This is a genomic window from Thalassospira lohafexi (assembly GCF_002844275.1).
Taxonomy (GTDB): Bacteria; Pseudomonadota; Alphaproteobacteria; order Rhodospirillales; family Thalassospiraceae; genus Thalassospira; species Thalassospira lohafexi.
Genome location: NZ_NXGX01000002.1, coordinates 443,295 through 462,880 on the forward strand (window position 1 = coordinate 443,295; position 19,586 = coordinate 462,880).

Here is a 19,586-nt window from a genome sequence, read left to right on the forward strand (position 1 = left end):
CGTATTTAACCCGTTTTATGGCTGTTGGCTAGGCGCAAGTTTCAATAATTTTCCAAAAATCGTCAACCTTGAGGCTGGCCCCGCCGACCAAAGCACCGTCAACATCTTCGACAGCAAGCAATTCCGCCGCATTGGACGGTTTGACCGAACCACCATAAAGAATACGGAATTCATCACCGTCTTCAAAACGTTCAACAAGTTCGGCACGAATTGCCGCATGAACCTCGGCAACTTCGGCAACACTGGCCGTCCGCCCGGTGCCAATGGCCCAGACCGGTTCATAGGCAATAATCGTGTTTTTCGCCGTCGCACCGCCTGGAACAGACACGGCAACCTGACCATTCACCACCGCAAGTGTCGCCCCAAGATCACGTTCCTGTTCGGTTTCACCAACACAGACAACCGCCGCCAGCCCCGCATCATGTGCGGCAATGGCCTTCAGACGGATGGTGGTGGAACTTTCATCGTGATCGGCACGCCGTTCGGAATGCCCAACAAGGACATAACCCGCACCAATATCAGCCAGCATCGGTGCGGCCACATCCCCGGTATGCGCGCCTGACGTTGCTACGTGGCAATCTTGCCCGCCGACCATAACGGCACTGCCCTTGGTCGCCGCGACAACATCAGACAACAGAGTTGCCGGCGGACAGACAAGAACGTCACAGCCCAAAGCCCCCTTTTCGGCAGCCTTGGCCGCCAAAGCCGTGGCCAGCGCGATACCGTCCGCGCGCAAACAGTTCATTTTCCAGTTTCCGGCGATCATGGGACGGCGTTGGGTCATGGATGTAGTCCTCTTGCTGGGTCAGGGTCAAACAGGTTCGGTATCTCTAACAAATGCGTCGTCGGGCGCATAGCCCGGTTACGATCTGTTACATTCTATCTTGATACGCGGTTTCTAGCACGCAGTATGCTCTGCGCCAAGCCCCGGAAACGGCGGTGATACGGCCCTTGTTTTGTCCTGCTTATTTGTTCTATGCAATCGGATGTTGCCGGGGGTACCTCTCGCCATTAAGATGCGCGGCAATTCCGCATCGGATTACATGCCGTGACGGACAAAATTATAACCTGTCGAAACACCATTTCGACACCAAACCACGAATTGTTAGGCTTATTCATATGCTTGCTGGCATTCGCAATTTTTCGAAATCAATCTTTGCCAAGATCATCTTTAGTGTGCTTGCGCTGAGCTTCGTCGGCTGGGGCCTTAACGCATCCATGCTTGACCTTGGAACATCACGTCAAGTCGCGGAAATCGGCAATCAGTCGATCACTCCTGTCGAACTGGACCGCGCTTTCCAGCGCAGTGTCCAGAACATGCGTAATGTGTTTGGTCCGAACTTCAACCAGCAACAGGCCGTGCAAATGGGCCTCCTGAACAATACGGTTCAGTCGCTGGTTTCCCAGAAGATCATGCGTGAAGACGCACGTGACAAGGGCATTGGCATCAGTGATGAAAAAGTCCGTGACGCGATCTTTGCCTCGGACAACTTCAAAGACCCGGCAACCAAACAGTTCAGCCGTGATCGTTTCATGCAGTCGCTCTATGCAGCGGGTTACACGGAACAGGAATTCATCGACGGTGTGCGTGGCGATCTTATGAGCCAGCAGATTGTTGGCAGCCTGACCGGCACTGCTGCCGTTCCTGAAGTGATGGCACAGCAGATCGTTGCATATCGGAACGAACAGCGTTCGGGGTCATTCTTTACCCTTAACCGCACAGAGTTCGACGACATCGCAACCCCAGATGACGCCACACTTCGCAAATATCACGAAGACAATGCCCAGCAGTTTACCGCACCTGAAACCCGTGACGTCACCCTGGCGACACTGTCTTCTGCGGATCTTGTCAGCACGATCAGCGTGACCGACGAAGAAGTCCTCGAATCCTATAACCAGCGCATTGCCGAATTCCAGACGCAGGAAAAGCGCACCGTGCAGCAGATCCTGTTTGCTCCGAACGAAGAACAGACTGCCAAAGACGCTTACAAACGTCTGCAAGAAGGCGCTGACTTCATGGACGTCGCCAAAGAAGCCGGCATGGATAGCTCGGTGGTTAATCTGGGTGAATTCACCGCCAATGATATTCTCCCTGATTTGCGCGATGCGACCTTTGCGTTGCCTGAAGGGGGTGTTTCCGAACCGGTTGAAACCGCACTTGGCTGGCACATTCTGCGTGTTCCGTCGATCACAGCGGCGAAAACCCAGTCACTTGATGACGTTCGCGACACCGTTGTTGATGGTTTGAAACAGTTCAAAGCCGAAGACGCGATCTATGATCTGTCGGTAACCTTTGACGAAGAACTTGGTGCAGGCACCCCGATCAAAGATGCCGCACGCGAGGTCGGGGCAAAAACCTATGACCTGTCGGGCGTTGTCCGTGGCGAAGGTCTGGCCGGTGAAACCATCGATGGTTCGGATGAAATCAACGCCAAAATCTTTGAACTCGAAGGTGGCGAAGAGAGCCTGCTTGAGGAAACCGCAAACGGTCTGCGCTATGTCCTGCGCGTAAATAAAATCACCCCGTCAGCCTTGCGTCCGTTTGAGGACGTACGTGACGAGGTTGTGACCGCATGGACAACCGATGAACGTCAACGCCTGATGCTTGCCAAGGCCGAAGAACTGGCCAATGACATCAACAACACAGGTGCTGACATCGCCACCACGGCGGCCAATGACGGTGCGGAAGTCAAACAAAGCGGCCTGACCAAACGTGACGGCAATGGACTTAACGATGGCGTAAGCCCATCTGTTGCCGCTGCCCTGTTCTCGCTTGAGGATGGTAAGGCCAAAGCACTCCAGACCAGCGAAAACGTCATCATCGTTAAACTTGATGACATCAAGGCTGCCAAGACCGATACCGCAGATGCGGCCCCTGTCACCGATGAGCTTAAACAAGCCATCAATCAGGACATCCTCGCGCAGTATCTTGATTACCTGAACGAGGAAATCTCGGTCAGCATCAACAACAGCGTGATCAACGGGCTTTATGCGCCCGCCGCGGCAAACTGATCATCCAACGCAAAGGGCGGCTTGTTTAAACAGGCCGCCCTTTTTCTTATCAAATCTCACTCACACCCAAAGACCGGAAATCGGACATCCCCATGGAAATCAAACCGGATTTCACCAGTTTCAAGCAAAATTACGAAAACGGCATTTCGCAGGTTCTCTCAACAGCGCTCACCGCGGACCTCGATACACCTGTCTCGGCTTTCCTTAAAATTGCCGACGGCATGCCCAACACCTATTTGCTTGAATCTGTTGAAGGTGGTGCTGTTCGCGGACGTTATTCGTTCCTTGGCCTGAAACCCGATCTGATCTGGCGGTGCTTTGGCGATCGCGCCGAACTCAACCGCCGTGCCATGGCCGATGCCGATGCGTTTGTCGCCGAAAAAGACGCCCCGCTCGAAAGCCTGAAAAAGCTGATGGCTGAAAGCCACATTACCCTGCCTGACAATATGCCGCCCATGAGTGCCGGGCTTGTCGGCTATATGGGCTATGACACTGTGCGCCTGATGGAAAAGCTGCCCGACAGCAACAAGGATGAACTTGGTGTTCCCGATGGCATTTTCATCCGCCCGACAGTCACGGCAAGCTTTGACACCATCGCCGATACTGTAACCGTGGTAACCCCGGTCCGCCCCGAAGACGGCATCAGTGCTGATGCAGCCTATGATCTGGCCTGCGCGCGCCTCAATGACGTGGTGTTACAGTTTCAGCGCAATCTGTTTATCGACCGGCGTTCGAAATCGGTGCCCGATACCCTGCCCGCCCCCAAGGTCAGCGTCGACGAAGCCGGGTTCCATAAAATGGTCGATCAGGCCAAGGAATATATCCGCGCGGGCGATATTTTTCAGGTGGTGCTGTCACAACGCTACACGTTGCCTTATCAGCTCCCGCCTTTCGCATTTTATCGTGCGCTGCGCCGGATCAACCCGTCGCCTTTCATGTTCTATCTCGATATCGGTGGGTTTCAGGTGGTTGGCGCCAGCCCGGAAATTCTGGTGCGCCTGCGTGATAACGAAGTCACCATTCGCCCCATTGCCGGTACCCGCCGCCGCGGTCATACACCCGAAGACGACAAAGTCATGGCGCATGACCTTCTGGACGATCCCAAGGAACGCTCAGAACATCTGATGCTGCTTGATCTTGGCCGCAACGATGTGGGCCGCGTTTCCAAGCCCGGAACCGTACGCGTCACCGACCGCGAAAAGATCGAATATTATTCCCACGTCATGCACATCGTTTCCAATGTTGTTGGTGAAGTCGACGAAAAATACGATGCGATGGATGTACTCAAGGCTGGTTTCCCGGCAGGCACCGTCTCGGGCGCGCCAAAAGTCCGCGCCATGGAAATTATCGATGAACTGGAATCGGTCCGTCGCGGCATTTATGCCGGATGCATTGGCTATATTTCCGCCGACGGATCAATGGATACCTGCATCGCGCTGCGCACCGCCGTCATCAAGGATGAACAAATCCACATTCAGGCCGGGGCTGGCATCGTTGTCGACAGCCAACCCGAACTCGAAGACAAAGAATGCCGAAACAAGGCAGGCGCGCTAATGGCTGCAGCCCGTGAAGCGCATCGGTTTGCTTAGTAATACTTCATCTTTCTTTTGTGCTGGCGATAAGAACGAGCAGAAACAAAAAAGATCACAATTATCGCACCACCAACAGCCAACGCTCCAATCGCCAAGGACGTTGATGTTGCTTCACGACGTCCTTGCAGTAGATCCGTGACATCTGAATATTCTGGGTTTAAAGGGAAGTACGTCACCTCGACTTCCATTCCCTCCTCAGGATGAAACGATGCGCGATATGGTACATGCACTCTATTTTCGTAACGTACATTGTTTGCGTCGGAAAACTCGTACCACACTATTTTGAGCTGATTTACTGATTCATATTTGGTCACTTTCGCGATAGTTTTTTCGCTATCGAGCCGGGTGAGAGCATAAGCAATTGCTTCGTTCCCGATAAAACCAGCAAAAAACACACAAGCAAAAAGCAGTAACCCCAAAACTGCCAGACGGTGAATGAAGAAATCCGTTTCTGCTGCCCGTGGATCACGCATAAGTTTACCCTCCTGAACGCTAACTTGTTCAGAACCCTAATTGACATTGCACTTCGGCACCAAAATTTTATAGCAGTCGATGCATTTTAAAAATGTCAATTTCCACTTCAAGCCTGCTGTTGAGATAAAGAAGCACTCAGCCCGTCGCACTTTGCGTTGTACGCCTGAGAACCTCTGTCGCCGGGACAAGCACAAATCCCTTGGCTTTGAGCGATGGAATCCAGTTTCGAAGTGCTTTAAGCGTTCGGTCACGTGGATGGCCAATAGCAATGGCGTAGCCCTGCTTGGCGGCAACCCGCTCTATTCTTGCCAGCATATCAGCGATTTTGGCGTCATCATCGGCATCATCAATAAACACATCACGGGTGATGGCCGGCACACCGAAATCATTGGCGGTTGAAAAACCAACCGATTTGGCGCTGGTGCGTGAATCAAGGAACATCAAACCCCGCGACTTCATGACCTCCATCACGATCTTCATGCGGTCAGGGTCGGATGTGAATTTGCTGCCCATGTGGTTATTAACCCCGACATAACCGTCAAACTGATCCAGCATCCATGTCATTTCGTTTAAAATCTTTTGCCGGTCATAGTTCGCCAGCAAAGCATGCGGCCCCGGATCAACCGATGCCGATGACGGCTCCATGGGCATATGCAGCATCACTTCGTGGCCGGCCTTGCGGGCCGCATTGACCTGTGGCTGCAAATCGCGGGCATAGGGCAGATATGAAATAGTGACCGGTCCGGGAAGCAAGACGGTGCGCGCCGTGCGCGGCTGATCAAGCCCCGCATCATCAATGACAATCGCAATCACCGGCGCATTTCCGGCATTCGGGGCAAGGGCGGCATATTTGCGCCACGGCGCATTCCTATCACTGTCTGGCGCAACACCGTGATCTGATCCACTGTCACCGGGAAGAATATCTGGTTCCGGTTTGGTCTCACGGGGCTTGGGTACTGCCGCCGTTTTGGGCGCAGCACCTTCTGTCTCTTCCTCGTTGCCAACAAGATAGCCCGTCCGACCGCGTGTCGGCGTGTCTTCCGAAAGCTTGTAATCTTTACGCAGTTTTGGCGTCGGGGCAGGTTCGGCCAGGGTATAATCCGGGGCCTTTTGATCGACGGCACGACCAAATTCATCCGAGGCGCGGTCAAGTTCAAGCATACTGCCAACCGCAATGATCGCCGACAGTGTCCCGGCCACAAAAGCCCCGCCCAGCATCAGGCGACCGATACCGCCCGATTTCTTTTTCGGCGCAGACTTCTTGCGGGTTGATTTTTTGGGTGCCGCCTTTTTACGTTTGGCGGGTTGTGCCCGACGTGCCACGTGGTCGTCTCCAGTCTTGTTTGCCCGGCCTCGTTTACCGGATCGTGCTACCCATATGGTGATTATAGACCGATCGTGTCGGCTGTTGTTTTGCTGCTTTTACACCGCGTCTGGTTAGCACCCTGTTAACCCCGGACCATCACCACCCCATGCAGGCGAAAAAATCCTTATCCTGCTTCCGCTTGACGTGGCCGCAGGTGCGTTTATTCTCTGGCGACCTTGAATATGCATAGGCCTTTCCCGCGATGTATCTCCTCATCGACAATTACGACAGCTTTACCTTCAATTTGTGGCATTACCTGCGCGAACTCGGCCCCGAGGTCGAAGTGCGCCGTAATGACGAAATCACGGTTGATGAGGCTCTTGCACTGAACCCCGACGGCATTGTGATATCACCTGGCCCCTGTGATCCGGAACGGGCTGGCATTTGCCTTGATCTGATCAAGTCGGCCGCGGGTAAGGTCAAACTTCTGGGCGTGTGCCTTGGCCATCAATCCATTGGTCAGGCCTTTGGCGGCAAGGTCATCCGTGCGCCAAACTGCATGCATGGTAAAACCGATGCCATGAACCACGACGCGACAAGTGTGTTTGACGGGCTGCCCAGTCCGTTCACGGCAACACGGTACCATTCCTTGGTCATTGAACGCGACACCCTGCCCGATTGCCTTGAAATTACCGCCGAAAGCGAAGATGGTCTGATCATGGGGGTGCGTCATAAAACCCATCAAATTCATGGCGTTCAGTTCCATCCCGAAAGCATCGCGTCAGAACATGGCCACGCATTATTAAAGAATTTTATCGATTTTACCGGCGCATGACCCTGCACCGGACCGCAAACCGAGGACACCTGTATGTCGACTGATTATGATCTCAAGGCCATCTTGGCCGAAGTCGCAACCGGCGAAAAGCTGAACGAAAAACAGGCCGAACAGGCCTTTAACGTTCTGATGTCGGGTCAGGCTACCCCATCACAGATGGGCGCGTTCCTGATGGGCTTGCGCCTGCGCGGTGAAACGGTCGATGAAATCACCGGGGCGGCGCGTGTCATGCGGGCCAAGGCGACCGGGATTATTGCACCTGAAAACGCGGTTGATACTTGCGGTACGGGTGGCGATGGCAGCGGAACCTATAACATTTCAACCGCAGCCGCGATTGTGGCCGCAGCCGCCGGTGCGACCGTTGCCAAACATGGTAACCGGGCGGCATCCTCCAAATCGGGGTCAGCGGATGTTTTGATGGCACTTGGTGTTAATCTTGATGCCGACATGGCGCTTCTGGAAAAGGCGCTTAAAAACATCAATCTGTGTTTCATGATGGCGACCCGTCACCATTCGGCCATGCGTCACGTCATGCCAACCCGCGTTGAAATGGGCACACGCACCATCTTTAACCTTCTGGGCCCACTTGCCAACCCGGCCAAGACAAAACGTCAGGTTCTCGGTGTTTTTGCCCGTGAATGGGTCGAACCGATTGCCAATGTGCTGAACCGTTTGGGATCGGTGCATGCATGGGTTGTTCATGGTCATGACGGGCTTGATGAAATCTCGACCACCGGACCGACTTTTGGTGCCGAAGTTAAAAATGGCAAGGTCACGACGTTTGAAATCAGCCCCGGTGACTATGGTATTGAAACCGTGACCCTTGATGCGCTTAAGGGTGGCGATGCCGATGTGAATGCCAAAGCCATTCTTGATCTTCTGGCCGGTCAGAAAAGTGCCTATCGCGATATCGTTTTGATGAATGCCGGTGCCGCCCTTGTGGTCACCGATATCGCAAGCGACCTTGCAGACGGCATTAAAAAGGCCGCCGACGCCATTGATAGCGGCAAGGCAGCAGAAACGCTGCAAGGCCTTGTTAAGATTACCAACGAAGGAAATGCAGCGTGAGCGACGTCCTTACCAAAATTTGCACCGACAAACACGATCATGTTGCGGCCTGCAAGGCGCGCACGACGCTTGGCGCCCTTGAAGCTTTGGCTCAGGAACAGTCCGCACCACGTGGTTTTATCAAGGCGCTTGAAACGTCTGTGGCCGATGGTCGCTATGGCCTGATTGCTGAAATCAAGAAAGCCTCCCCGTCAAAGGGCCTTATTCGCGCCGATTTTAATCCGCCGGAACTGGCCAAGGCCTATCAGGCTGGCGGGGCGAGCTGCCTGTCGGTTTTGACCGATATTCCATATTTTCAGGGTGATGACAGCTATCTGGTCGCGGCCCGCGCCGCTGTCGACCTTCCAGCACTTCGTAAGGATTTCATGATTGACCCCTATCAGGTGACCGAGGCCCGCGCACTGGGGGCCGATTGCATTTTGCTGATCATGGCGGCTCTTGAAGATGCTCAGGCCGCCGAACTTGAAGATGCGGCCCATGCGCTTGGCATGGATGTTTTGATCGAGGTCCACAACGCCCCGGAGCTTGAACGGGCGTTAAAGCTTAAGTCGCGTCTGATCGGGGTGAACAACCGCAATCTCAAGACCATGGAAACGTCGCTGACCACCACCGAAGAACTGGCCGCCATGGTTGATGAGGACCGCTTGCTGGTCGCCGAAAGTGGCCTGTTCACCCCAGATGATTTGTCGCGCATGGCAAAGGTCGGCGCGCAATGCTTCCTGATTGGCGAAAGTCTGATGCGTCAGGACGACGTTGCCGCGGCCACCCGCACACTACTTGGCCTTGCGGCCTGATTGGGATCGGATAGTTTTATGGCAGACAAACTTTCCCATATTGATGCTGGCGGGAATGCGGTGATGGTTGATATTTCGGCCAAGGCCGAGACTGCCCGCATTGCCGTTGCCAAGGCCCGCGTTCTGATGTCTGCCGAGACGTATGCGCTGATCGCAAATCACGGTCATAAAAAGGGTGATGTTCTTGCCATTGCCCAATTGGCCGGGATTATGGGGGCCAAAAAAACCCCCGACCTGATTCCACTGTGTCATCCCCTGCCGCTGACATCGGTGACGGTTGATCTTGAACTGGTTGACGGCGTTGATGCGGTTGAGATCACCGCCACCTGCAAGACCACGGGTAAAACCGGGGTCGAGATGGAAGCGTTGACGGCCGCGTCTGTTGCGGCACTGACGGTGTTTGACATGTGCAAGGCTGTTGATAAGGGCATGCAGATTACTGATCTGCGGGTGACCCGAAAAGAAGGTGGCAAATCAGGCACCTTCGTCGCGGATTAATCCCCTGTTCGATTATTCACATATTTTGAATAATACCGGCGATTAAACACATTTGATGTCAAATCGTATTGATGCGCTTGACCTGTAAAAAGAACTAAAGTAGAACATCTATGTATTCTTTTTGTTCTTGTTACAGGTTCGGAAAATATCATGCTGACGCGCAAGCAATATGAATTGCTGGTCTATATCGACAATTACCTTCGCGATCGCGGTATCTCGCCTTCTTTCGATGAAATGAAGGAGGCACTGGACCTTAAATCCAAATCGGGCATTCATCGCCTGATTACCGGGCTTGAGGAACGCGGGTTTATCCGCCGCCTAGCCCATCGTGCGCGTGCGCTTGAGGTCTTGCGCCTGCCGGAAAACAGCGATGATGATGCGCCCGAAACGCCAAACAATGTGACATCGCTTGCCAGTGCGCGCAAAACCCCGCATCGGCCAACAACCGTTCCGACGGCCTTTTCAGACAACAGTGACGCCATTTCGCTGCCGCTGTATGGCCGGATTGCTGCGGGTACGCCGATTGAGGCGCTGCGCGATCAAAGCACGATGGTTCAGGTTCCCGCCGCCCTTCTGGGGGCTGGTGATCACTATGCGCTTGAGGTATCAGGCGATTCCATGATTGAGGCCGGGATCCTTGATGGCGATACCGTGCTGATCCAGCGGTGCGAGCAGGCCCATGACGGCACCATCGTTGTTGCTCTGGTTGATGACAGTGAAGCGACCCTGAAGCGCCTTAAACGCGGCCGCGGTGAAGTCATGCTGGAACCGGCCAACGCGCGTTATGAGACCCGGTCCCTGTCACCGGACCGTGTGCGCATTCAGGGGCGTCTGGTGGGGCTTTTGCGCCAGTACTAAGGCAAGCCAGACTAAGCTCTGCCCCATACATACATCCATTTTTGTTTCGCCCGGCTTTGATGAAGTCCGGGCGAAATTAATTTGTATGATGATTACTTTTTGGGTGATTTCGTGCCGTTTGTTACCGGCTGTTTTGCCGATCCCGGTGCAGATCAGTGTGCAATCCTGCCACCAATCACAATCCATGGCCAGCCGCCGGTTTCGGTTCGAACCGATCTCACCGGGTTTTCATGATTGGCCGGATCAATGGTCACCCCGCCTTGCCACCACAACACATCATCATCGACCAGAATGTCAGCCCCTGCTGCGCGGCATTGCGTTTGGGGCAGATCACTTTTGAGATCAACTACGATATCGGCATTGCGACAGGCATAGAACGGGTTGGCGAATGTGTTGGCGATCACGATGGTCTTTTGCCCATCACCGCCCAATACGCCACCCCCCATTACATCACTGCCCATCACAACACGGCACGGATCATTGGCACATGTTTGCAAATGCCGGTCTTCGTTTTCAGGACGCAACCCAAACCGCGCCATCCATAGGGATTTTTGAAATGAAGACAGTTTTTCAGGTATGTGGAGAACCTTCTGGTCGCGATCAAAAACCGCCCAGCTTTCCCTGTCCCCGGAAATCAGAATATCAGGGGAATGATGGCGCGATTGAATGATTATCCCCGCGATCAGTATCGGGATCACAGGTAACACCAACCAGCGATCCCGCCAGATCACGCACCATGTTAGCGCTAACATCGCGCAAGATACCGCCACGGCATCAAGGCTCGCAACGTACCATAATCCCCATTCGACACTCCCCAACCCGGATGCGGTATCAAGCAAGACGGTCAAACCGGGCTGCATCAACCACAGTACGGGGTATTCAAAGCCAAAGGGCATCAGGGCAAGTGCGGCAACAATCAATGGCATGATCCAAAACGCCATTACCGGTATGGCAATCAGGTTTGCCACCACGCCCAAGGCGGATACCCGGCCAAAGTGATAGCCAATGATCGGGGCCGTCACAGCGGTAACAATGATGCCCGTGATGACAAGCCCGACCAGATAGACCATCACGCGTTCAAACAATGGTCGGGCTCCCTGCCCGTCAAGCCAACGCCGTCCCGGTCCATCGTAAAAGGCAACAAGCGCGCCGACTGCGGCAAATGAAAGCTGAAAACTTGCGCCTAACACCACATCAGGTCGCAAGAGCAAAACAATCACCGCAGCCACCCCGACGAGACGCAGCGAAATGGCGCGTCGATCCAGTAGCAAGGCAACCCAAACCACAAGCAGCATGACATATGCCCGTTGGGTCGGAACGGTCGCGCCGGATAATCCGAGATAGACCAGCCCGGCCACCATCGCACCAACGGCGGCCCATTTTTTAATCGGATAACGCAAGGCAATCGTCGGGACTGCTGCCAAGCCCAAGCGGATCAGGAAAAATACCGTTCCACACAGAAGCCCCATATGCAGGCCTGATATTGCCAAAAGATGGGCCAGTCCGGATTTTCGCAAATCTTCGGCAATATCGGGCCGGACATCACCCCGTTCACCAATGATCAGGGCCTTGGCGATTCCGGCTTCCGGGGGGCGCATACCATCGTCAATCCTGCGCGATACGTTTTGTCGCAGAACCTCGAAATAACTTAATAATGAACTGATTTCATTAGATTTATCACTTTGGGATCGAGACACTTCGAATTGACGACCAAAGGCAAAACCGGTTGCGCCAATATCACTAAAGTAAAGGTTGCGGGCAAAATCGGGATCACCGGGCACGGACGGCGGGCGCAATGGAAACAGGCGGGCCTTGGCCGATATCTGATCGCCAATCGCAAGATCGCTATCGCCCAGAAAACTGATCCGCACTTTCCAATCAAAACCGTCCTGATCCAAACCATCAATATGCGTCGGATCGATGGTTGCGCGCAATCGGCTTCCACGCGGTTCAAGGCCAGAAACCACGCCGGTCACTGTGGTTGAATACAACGTCCGCGTCAGAAGATTCGTTGGTCCGGCCTGGGTATGAAGAGCAGCGATCAAAAGTCCGGCGACAAGACACGCCAGAGATTGCAGGACAAACGCCACCATGGCCCGGCGACGGGACCGCCAAAATCCGCACAGCAAAAGAATCAAAGCCAAGGCGGCCTGATGCGGCCAGATACGCGCAGGAAGACAAAAATACAGCGCACATCCCAACCCAAAGAAGAGAACCGATGACAGGAACCATTTATTTCTTTGGCGTGCAACAGCGGATGCAATCTGTGAAGGTACCTCCACAAGATATTGTTTTTTCAATATTCCACTGAACTGTCTTCGACGAATGTCCAATAGCCTACCCGACGGTTAGTTTCTATCTAACATCGGCTGTGGTGCAACAGCGTGTCATTTGTGCTATAGCCTGCACGCCAAAAGTCCTTGCGACAAGCGACAACATCCAAATAACGGATATATTGAATGACGGTTGTTACCCGTTTTGCCCCGTCCCCGACCGGGTTCTTACACATCGGCGGCGCACGTACCGCCCTTTATAACTGGCTTTATGCCAAACATACTGGCGGCAAGTTCTTGCTGCGTATCGAAGACACTGACCGCGAACGTTCAACCCCTGAAGCTGTCGACGCTATTTTTGACGGGTTGAACTGGCTGGGCCTGACCGCCGACGAAGAGCCGACTTTCCAGTTTGCCCGTCGCGACCGCCATGCCGAGGTTGCCCAATCCCTTCTGGATGCAGGCAAGGCATATTATTGCTATTGCTCGCCCGAAGAACTGACCACCATGCGCGAAAAAGCACGCGCAGAGGGCCGTCCGATGAAGTACGACGGCACGTGGCGTGACCGCGATGCGTCTGACGCCCCCGAGGGCATCAAACCTGTCGTGCGGCTGAAATCGCCACAAGAAGGCGATGCGGTGATCAATGATCAGGTGCAGGGCGAAGTCCGGGTCGGCAATGAGCAGCTTGACGATTACGTCATTCTGCGCGGCGATGGCACGCCGACCTATATGCTTTCGGTTGTTGTCGATGACCATGACATGGGTGTCACCAATGTCATTCGCGGCGATGATCATCTGACCAACGCATTCCGTCAGAAAGCTTTGTATGACGCACTGGGTTGGGATGTTCCAACATTTGCCCATATTCCGCTTATTCATGGCCCGGACGGTGCAAAACTTTCCAAACGCCATGGCGCGTTAGGTGTTGATTCCTATCGCGATGAAATGGGTTTCCTGCCCGAAGCGGTTAACAACTATCTGCTGCGCCTTGGCTGGGGCCACGGTGATGATGAAGTCATCTCCCAGGAGCAGGCAATTGAGTGGTTTGACATCACCGATGTCGGTAAGGGTGCGGCGCGATTTGACTTCGCGAAGCTGACAAACCTTAACGGCATCTACATGCGCCAGGCAGATGACAAGAGGCTAGTAGACGAGATTTCCCAACGGGTTGCGGCCCTGATTGGAAGCGATGCAATTGATGCAGCGCAAAAAGAAATCTTGATCAATGGCATGTCAGGCCTTAAAGAAAGGGCTAAGACACTCATCGAGCTCGCCTGCTCTTCGGCCTTCTACGTTACGGATGGCGTTACGTCATTTAACGAGAAAGCTCAGTCCCTCATTGATAGCGCACCCGAAGGTCTGTTTGCTGAACTGGCCAACAGTCTCGAAGCGCTTGATAGCTGGACCGAAGAGAACGTTGACGCAAGTGTCCGCGAAACTGCCGAAAAACTCGATCTTAAACTCGGTAAAGTCGCGCAACCCTTGCGGGCGGTGCTCACAGGTTCCAATTCTTCACCAGGCATCTTCGACGTAATGATCGTGCTTGGCAAAGAGCAAACGCTGAAACGCATCCGACATTTCGATGCATAACAACAGCGAATAACGAAAAAGTTAATAGTCTGTTTGCGCTTGGTGCGCCGCAGCATTATGCTGCATTCAACTTGAAACCGTGTTCGTTCAAACAGGGAAGGAAAAATAGTCATGGCTGATAATTCCAAGACTTCCCACACCGTAACCTTGACCGACAACGCCACAGGCAAGTCGATCGAGATGCCGGTGCTTAAGGGTAGCGTAGGACCGGATGTTATCGACATTCGTAAACTCTATGCTGAAACTGGATTTTTCACATACGATCCTGGCTTTACGTCGACCGGCTCCTGCCAGTCCGAGCTGACCTATATTGATGGCGATGTGGGTATCCTGCGCCATCGTGGGTATGCGATTGACGATCTTGCAGAAGATTCAGACTTCCTGGAAGTTTGCCACCTGCTGATTTATGGCGAGTTGCCAAACGCCACCGAAAAGAAACAGTTCGAAACCGACATCACCCTGCACACCATGGTGCATGAACAGATGCGCAATTTCTATAACGGCTTCCGCCGCGATGCGCATCCGATGGCCATTATGGTTGGTGTTATTGGCGCGATGTCTGCTTTCTATCATGACAGCACCGACATCAATGACCCGCAGCAGCGTCTGATTTCGGCATATCGCCTGATTGCGAAAATGCCGACCATCGCAGCGATGGCGTATAAATATTCGATCGGTCAGCCGTTCCGTTATCCGAACAACAAACTCGGTTATGCGGAAAACTTCCTGCAGATGATGTTTGGCAACCCGTGCGAAGAGTATGTTGTTAATCCTGTTCTGGCCAAAGCAATGGATCGTATCCTGATCCTCCATGCCGACCATGAGCAGAATGCATCGACCTCGACCGTACGTCTTGCCGGTTCTTCGGGTGCAAATCCGTTTGCATGTATTGCTGCTGGTATCGCGTCCCTTTGGGGGCCGGCACATGGTGGTGCTAACGAAGCCGTTCTTAAAATGCTTAACGAAATCGGCGATGTGAAAAACATCCCGGAATATGTTGCAAAAGCAAAAGACAAGAACGATCCGTTCCGCCTGATGGGCTTTGGTCACCGCGTTTACAAAAACTACGATCCGCGCGCCAAAGTCATGCAGGAAACCTGCCACGAAGTTCTCAAAGAACTCAACGTCAGCGATCCGTTGCTTGACGTTGCGCAGGAACTTGAACGCATTGCACGTGAAGACGAGTACTTCATCGAGAAGAAACTCTATCCGAACGTCGATTTCTATTCGGGCATCATCTTCAAGGCGATGGGCATTCCGGTCAGCATGTTTACCGTGCTGTTCGCGGTTGCACGTACCGTCGGCTGGATCGCCCAGTGGAAAGAAATGATCGAAGATCCTTCACAGAAAATCGGTCGTCCGCGTCAGCTGTTTACCGGCGTCGCAGAACGTCCGTTTGTTCCGGTCGACAAGCGTTAATTCGCGGCGACCACAGACGCGATCTGAACAAAAAGAAAGGCCCGGATTTTTCCGGGCCTTTCTTGCATCTAAGGTATGAAGCGACGGTGCTTTACCAGCTTCCGGTGTTTTCCATGCTGGCCCATGGTTCAGCTGATTTGAGGTTTTCACCCTTTTGCAGGAACTCGATGGAAATGCCATCAGGGGAACGCACAAATGCCATCCGGCCATCGCGGGGCGGACGGTTAATGGTCACACCGGCATCCATCAGTTTCTGGCAGAGCGCGTAGACGTCATCAACTTCATAGGCCAGATGGCCAAAGTTGCGACCGCCTGAATAGCTTTCCGGGTCCCAGTTGTAGGTCAGTTCAAGTTCCGGTGCCTTGGTTACCTTGGCACTGTCAACGTCGGCAGGCGGTGCCAGATAAATCAGGGTAAAACGCCCCTGCTCGCTTTCGATGCGGCGGGTTTCGCTCATGCCGAGCAGGTCACAATAAAATTTCAGCGAATCATCGATGTTTTCGACACGCACCATCGTGTGCAAATAACGCATAACAATGTCTCCGTCATGAAGTGATCAATGACGTGAAACTATGCGTTATCAGGCAATAACGCCACCCTGCGTCGATTATTTTTTGGCGATGATTTTCAAAATCTGCTCGGCGGCCTTTTCACTTGGCGCACGCCCGCCAAACCCCAACAGGTGGCAGGCTTCGTCAAAGCCGTCCTTCTGCTCCTGGCGGATCGGACTATCTCCGAGCAAGCCATCAAGTACGGGCGTAATATTGCCCGGCTGACACTTATCTTGCAGGAATTCGGGGATCAGCTTACGCCCCAGCACCAAATTGACGATGGTTACCGTATCAATCTTGATCAGGCGTTTGGCAATCCAGCCGGTTATTGCGTTCAGCTGATAGGCAATAACATGGGGCACACCGGAAATGGCAAGCTCCAACGATACTGTGCCCGATGCGGCCAAGGCACAGTATGAAGCGGCAAACGCATCGTGACGTTCCTGATCGGTTGAAACAACGATTGGCGACAATGGCCAATCTTTCATTTCCGCGGTGACCGTATCGGCGACCTTGGCTACGGTTGGCACGACGATGCGTGTATCAGGATATTTGGCCGCAATGTCCATGATCACGGTCTTAAACACAGGCAACAGACGTTTGACTTCTGAATTGCGGCTGCCGGGTAAAACAGCGAGCAGCTTTGTGGTATCGCTGAGGCCATGCTTGGCCCGAAAACGATCTGCATCCCCATCGTGACGCTCTTCGACGGCTGAGTGGCCAATAAAGGTGGTTGGCAGGCCTTCTTTTTCGAAATAGGGCGGTTCAAACGGTAGAAGTGCCAAAAGATGATCAAGGAAACCGGCAATTTTGCGCGCCCGCCCTTCGCGCCATGCCCAGACAGAGGGTGCGACATAATGGACAAGCGGTATGCCCTTGCCCTTTAACTTCTTACCAACACGAAAACTGAAATCGGGGGCATCGATTGTCACCACGACATCGGGTTGTTCGGTTTGGGCAAATTTTGCGGTCTGTGCAATACGTTTGAGAAGATGCGGGATGTGCGGCACGACTTCTGTCAGGCCCATGACCGACATTTCATTCATCGGAAACAGGCTGCTTAGGCCTTCGCGTTCCATGCGCGGGCCACCAACGCCGATAAAGCGCGCATCGGGTGCCTGTGCCTTGATGGCAGCCATCAAACGCCCACCCAACTGATCGCCAGATGCTTCACCGGCAACAAGCATGATCTTAGGGCCGTTAGAAACGGTCTGATTGGTCATTGATCATCATCCGCGCGCAGACCAACAATAAACATCCCCAGCGCATCAGCACGGGCCAAAACCGCCTCACGGTCAATGATCATGGTCCCACCGGCAAGAAGTGCGATGCCACGCAGGCCTGCCTTATGAGATTCTTCAATGGTTTTCAGTCCAATGGCCGGCAGATCAAGGCGTTTGTCCTGTTGCGGCTTAGCCGATTTCACCAGAACACCACCGACGCCTTCGCGTTTATAGAGAGCAGAACGGCGGAGCATTTCATCGGTGCCCTCAATCGCCTCAAGGGCGAGAACAAGTCCTTGTTGAACCACACAGCCCTGCCCGACATCGGCCTGACCAAGGATCCGGGCCACTGAAAGACCGTGTTTGGCGTCGCTCATCGCCTGTTCATCTGGTTGAACTTTGCCAAGAACGCCTTCTTCGACCGCTAAATCGGTCAGGATTTCATGCGCCCCGATCAGCCGGAAACCTTCGCGTTCCAGTTCCTGACCAACAAGACGCAAGAGCCCATCATCGCCCAGCGCCTTCATGCCAACTTTCATCAGAATTTTGGTGGCGCGCCAATCAGGCCTCATGGCGGAAAAGCTTGGTCGTGCGACCTTGCCTGCCAACACAATATCAACGCAGTCCTCTGCGCGCATGGCATCAAGGATTTTAGCTGCGGCACCAAGGCGCAAGGTGGTTTGCGGGTAGCTTTCAAGCGTCGGGTCATTGGCATGACCATCAAGCATCACAACGAAAACAGCCCGCCCGGCAGCCTTGGCAGCAGCAGCCAAACGGGCCGGAAGCGCGCCGCCCCCCGCAATGATGCCCAATTTCGGCGGCGAATTATCCTGAGGAGCTGTCATATTTTGGTGTGCATACGGAACGCATGCTTTCTGCTTTCAGGAAGTCGATGATTTCCATCACCGGACCGAGGCCTTCGAAATCCTTGGAGACTTCTTCGACACGTTCGGCAAGCGTCCCTTCCTGTGCGAACAGCAAGCGATAAGCTTTGCGCAGGGAATGGATCGTTTCACGATCAAACCCGCGCCGTTTCAGACCAATGATGTTCAACCCGGAAAGATAGGCCCGGTTGCCAATCACCGATCCATACGGGATCACGTCGCTGTCAACACCGGTCATGCCGCCGATCATGGCGTGTTTGCCGATGCGGACAAACTGGTGAACGGCCGACAGACCGCCAACAATGGCGAAATCCTCGACCAGGACATGGCCCGCCAAGGTTCCGTTATTTACCAGAATGCAATGGTTCCCGACATGACAATCGTGACCGACATGGGCCCCGGTCATCAAAAGGCAATCATCGCCGATTGTGGTTTCCATCCCGCCGCCTTCGGTGCCGGGATTAAGGGTGGCACCCTCGCGGATTTTGGTACGGTTGCCAACAATCAGGCGGCTTTGTTCGCCCTTGAATTTAAGGTCCTGCGGGGCATGGCCGACAGAGGCAAACGGATAGACTTCACATTCGTCGCCAAGGGTTGTCACGCCCGCCATTGCCACATGGCTGTGCAGTTTTACCCGGTCCCCCAAGACAACCTTCGGGCCGACCACGCAATAGGGCCCGATTTCGACATCCTGACCAATCTGCGCGCCATCTTCGACGACGGCGGTTGGATGCACTTTTGACATTATCAGTTATCCCGGATCATCGCGGCGATTGTGGCCTCGGCAACGACTTGCCCATCCACTTTGACTTGGCTTTCGAATTTCCAGACCGGACCACGGCTTTGTTTTTTGACCACTTGAATGTGCATGACGTCCCCCGGCGTTACCGGTTTGCGGAAACGCGCACTGTCGATGCTCATGAAATAGACGAGTTTGCCTTCGGCACCCTCACCAAGGGTCTGAACAACAAGAATGGCCGCCGTTTGCGCCATACTTTCGATAATCAGAACGCCCGGCATGATTGGTTGCTGCGGGAAATGACCGGTGAACTGCGGCTCGTTCATCGTGACGTTTTTGATGCCGGTCGCCGACTCACCCGGGGCAATATCGATTACTTTATCGATCAGCAAGAACGGGTAACGATGCGGAATCATTTCCATAATGCGCTGAATATCAACACTTAACAGTTCGGTCATGCGTATCGT

At 53.8% G+C, this 19,586-nt stretch carries 18 protein-coding genes; 9 read left to right on the forward strand and 9 right to left on the reverse strand.

The window, feature by feature from the left end:
• Window positions 1-28 precede the first annotated feature (28 nt).
• Window positions 29-784, reverse strand: a complete 756-nt coding sequence (gene tpiA / locus COO92_RS05870) for a triose-phosphate isomerase (protein ID WP_101300592.1) — start codon at window positions 782-784, stop codon at window positions 29-31.
• A gap of 335 nt (window positions 785-1,119) precedes the next feature.
• Between tpiA and COO92_RS05875 the strand changes: the two genes are divergently transcribed.
• Complete coding sequence (locus COO92_RS05875) at window positions 1,120-3,012, forward strand: peptidyl-prolyl cis-trans isomerase (RefSeq protein ID WP_101300594.1); 1,893 nt, start codon at window positions 1,120-1,122, stop codon at window positions 3,010-3,012.
• Between the two features lie 92 nt (window positions 3,013-3,104).
• Window positions 3,105-4,601 (forward strand): anthranilate synthase component I, encoded by a 1,497-nt coding sequence (gene trpE / locus COO92_RS05880; protein ID WP_101300596.1) that lies wholly within the window; start codon window positions 3,105-3,107, stop codon window positions 4,599-4,601.
• On the opposite strand, the gene COO92_RS05885 is transcribed toward trpE, so the two are convergent.
• Window positions 4,598-5,077 carry a hypothetical protein gene (locus COO92_RS05885; protein WP_101300597.1) on the reverse strand — a complete coding sequence of 160 codons (480 nt, stop codon included), beginning with the start codon at window positions 5,075-5,077 and terminating at the stop codon, window positions 4,598-4,600. The genes trpE and COO92_RS05885 overlap by 4 nt on opposite strands.
• Before the next feature lie 136 nt (window positions 5,078-5,213).
• Window positions 5,214-6,401, reverse strand: a complete 1,188-nt coding sequence (locus COO92_RS05890; RefSeq protein WP_101300599.1) for a divergent polysaccharide deacetylase family protein — start codon at window positions 6,399-6,401, stop codon at window positions 5,214-5,216.
• 245 nt (window positions 6,402-6,646) lie between these two features.
• On the opposite strand from COO92_RS05890, the gene COO92_RS05895 reads away from it, so the two are divergent.
• From COO92_RS05895 to lexA, 5 genes are all read left to right on the forward strand, one after another.
• Window positions 6,647-7,219: an anthranilate synthase component II gene (locus tag COO92_RS05895; RefSeq protein WP_101300601.1), complete on the forward strand. Its 573-nt coding sequence runs from the start codon at window positions 6,647-6,649 to the stop codon at window positions 7,217-7,219.
• Window positions 7,220-7,252: 33 nt separating this feature from the next.
• Window positions 7,253-8,287, forward strand: a complete 1,035-nt coding sequence (trpD, locus tag COO92_RS05900) for an anthranilate phosphoribosyltransferase (RefSeq protein ID WP_101300603.1) — start codon at window positions 7,253-7,255, stop codon at window positions 8,285-8,287.
• On the forward strand, window positions 8,284-9,081 hold the full coding sequence (trpC, locus tag COO92_RS05905) for an indole-3-glycerol phosphate synthase TrpC (protein WP_101300604.1): 798 nt from the start codon (window positions 8,284-8,286) through the stop codon (window positions 9,079-9,081). The genes trpD and trpC overlap by 4 nt, the downstream gene beginning before the upstream one ends.
• A gap of 18 nt (window positions 9,082-9,099) precedes the next feature.
• The gene (gene moaC / locus COO92_RS05910; RefSeq protein ID WP_101300606.1) at window positions 9,100-9,579 is read left to right on the forward strand and encodes a cyclic pyranopterin monophosphate synthase MoaC; all 480 of its coding nucleotides are present in this window, start codon (window positions 9,100-9,102) and stop codon (window positions 9,577-9,579) included.
• A gap of 150 nt (window positions 9,580-9,729) precedes the next feature.
• The gene (gene lexA, locus COO92_RS05915) at window positions 9,730-10,437 is read left to right on the forward strand and encodes a transcriptional repressor LexA (protein ID WP_022732354.1); all 708 of its coding nucleotides are present in this window, start codon (window positions 9,730-9,732) and stop codon (window positions 10,435-10,437) included.
• Window positions 10,438-10,589: 152 nt separating this feature from the next.
• On the opposite strand, the gene COO92_RS05920 is transcribed toward lexA, so the two are convergent.
• The gene (locus COO92_RS05920) at window positions 10,590-12,581 is read right to left on the reverse strand and encodes a ComEC/Rec2 family competence protein (protein WP_240626341.1); all 1,992 of its coding nucleotides are present in this window, start codon (window positions 12,579-12,581) and stop codon (window positions 10,590-10,592) included.
• 315 nt (window positions 12,582-12,896) lie between these two features.
• Here COO92_RS05920 and gltX point away from each other — a divergent pair, with 315 nt between their 5' ends.
• Complete coding sequence (gltX, locus tag COO92_RS05925; protein WP_101300608.1) at window positions 12,897-14,303, forward strand: glutamate--tRNA ligase; 1,407 nt, start codon at window positions 12,897-12,899, stop codon at window positions 14,301-14,303.
• Between the two features lie 111 nt (window positions 14,304-14,414).
• The gene (locus COO92_RS05930; RefSeq protein ID WP_101300610.1) at window positions 14,415-15,722 is read left to right on the forward strand and encodes a citrate synthase; all 1,308 of its coding nucleotides are present in this window, start codon (window positions 14,415-14,417) and stop codon (window positions 15,720-15,722) included.
• A gap of 91 nt (window positions 15,723-15,813) precedes the next feature.
• Here the strand turns inward: COO92_RS05930 and COO92_RS05935 are convergent, their stop codons facing one another.
• The 5 genes from COO92_RS05935 to fabZ form a co-directional block, all read right to left on the reverse strand.
• Entirely contained in the window at window positions 15,814-16,254 is a 441-nt protein-coding gene (locus COO92_RS05935; RefSeq protein ID WP_101300611.1) for a VOC family protein, read from the reverse strand.
• A gap of 75 nt (window positions 16,255-16,329) precedes the next feature.
• Window positions 16,330-17,496 carry a lipid-A-disaccharide synthase gene (gene lpxB / locus COO92_RS05940; protein ID WP_101300613.1) on the reverse strand — a complete coding sequence of 389 codons (1,167 nt, stop codon included), beginning with the start codon at window positions 17,494-17,496 and terminating at the stop codon, window positions 16,330-16,332.
• The gene (locus COO92_RS05945) at window positions 17,493-18,341 is read right to left on the reverse strand and encodes an LpxI family protein (RefSeq protein WP_101300614.1); all 849 of its coding nucleotides are present in this window, start codon (window positions 18,339-18,341) and stop codon (window positions 17,493-17,495) included. Before COO92_RS05945 ends, lpxB begins: the two co-directional genes overlap by 4 nt.
• Window positions 18,322-19,125, reverse strand: a complete 804-nt coding sequence (lpxA, locus tag COO92_RS05950) for an acyl-ACP--UDP-N-acetylglucosamine O-acyltransferase (protein WP_022732361.1) — start codon at window positions 19,123-19,125, stop codon at window positions 18,322-18,324. The genes COO92_RS05945 and lpxA overlap by 20 nt, the downstream gene beginning before the upstream one ends.
• A 2-nt stretch (window positions 19,126-19,127) precedes the next feature.
• Entirely contained in the window at window positions 19,128-19,577 is a 450-nt protein-coding gene (gene fabZ / locus COO92_RS05955) for a 3-hydroxyacyl-ACP dehydratase FabZ (protein ID WP_101300616.1), read from the reverse strand.
• Between the last annotated feature and the right edge of the window lie 9 nt (window positions 19,578-19,586).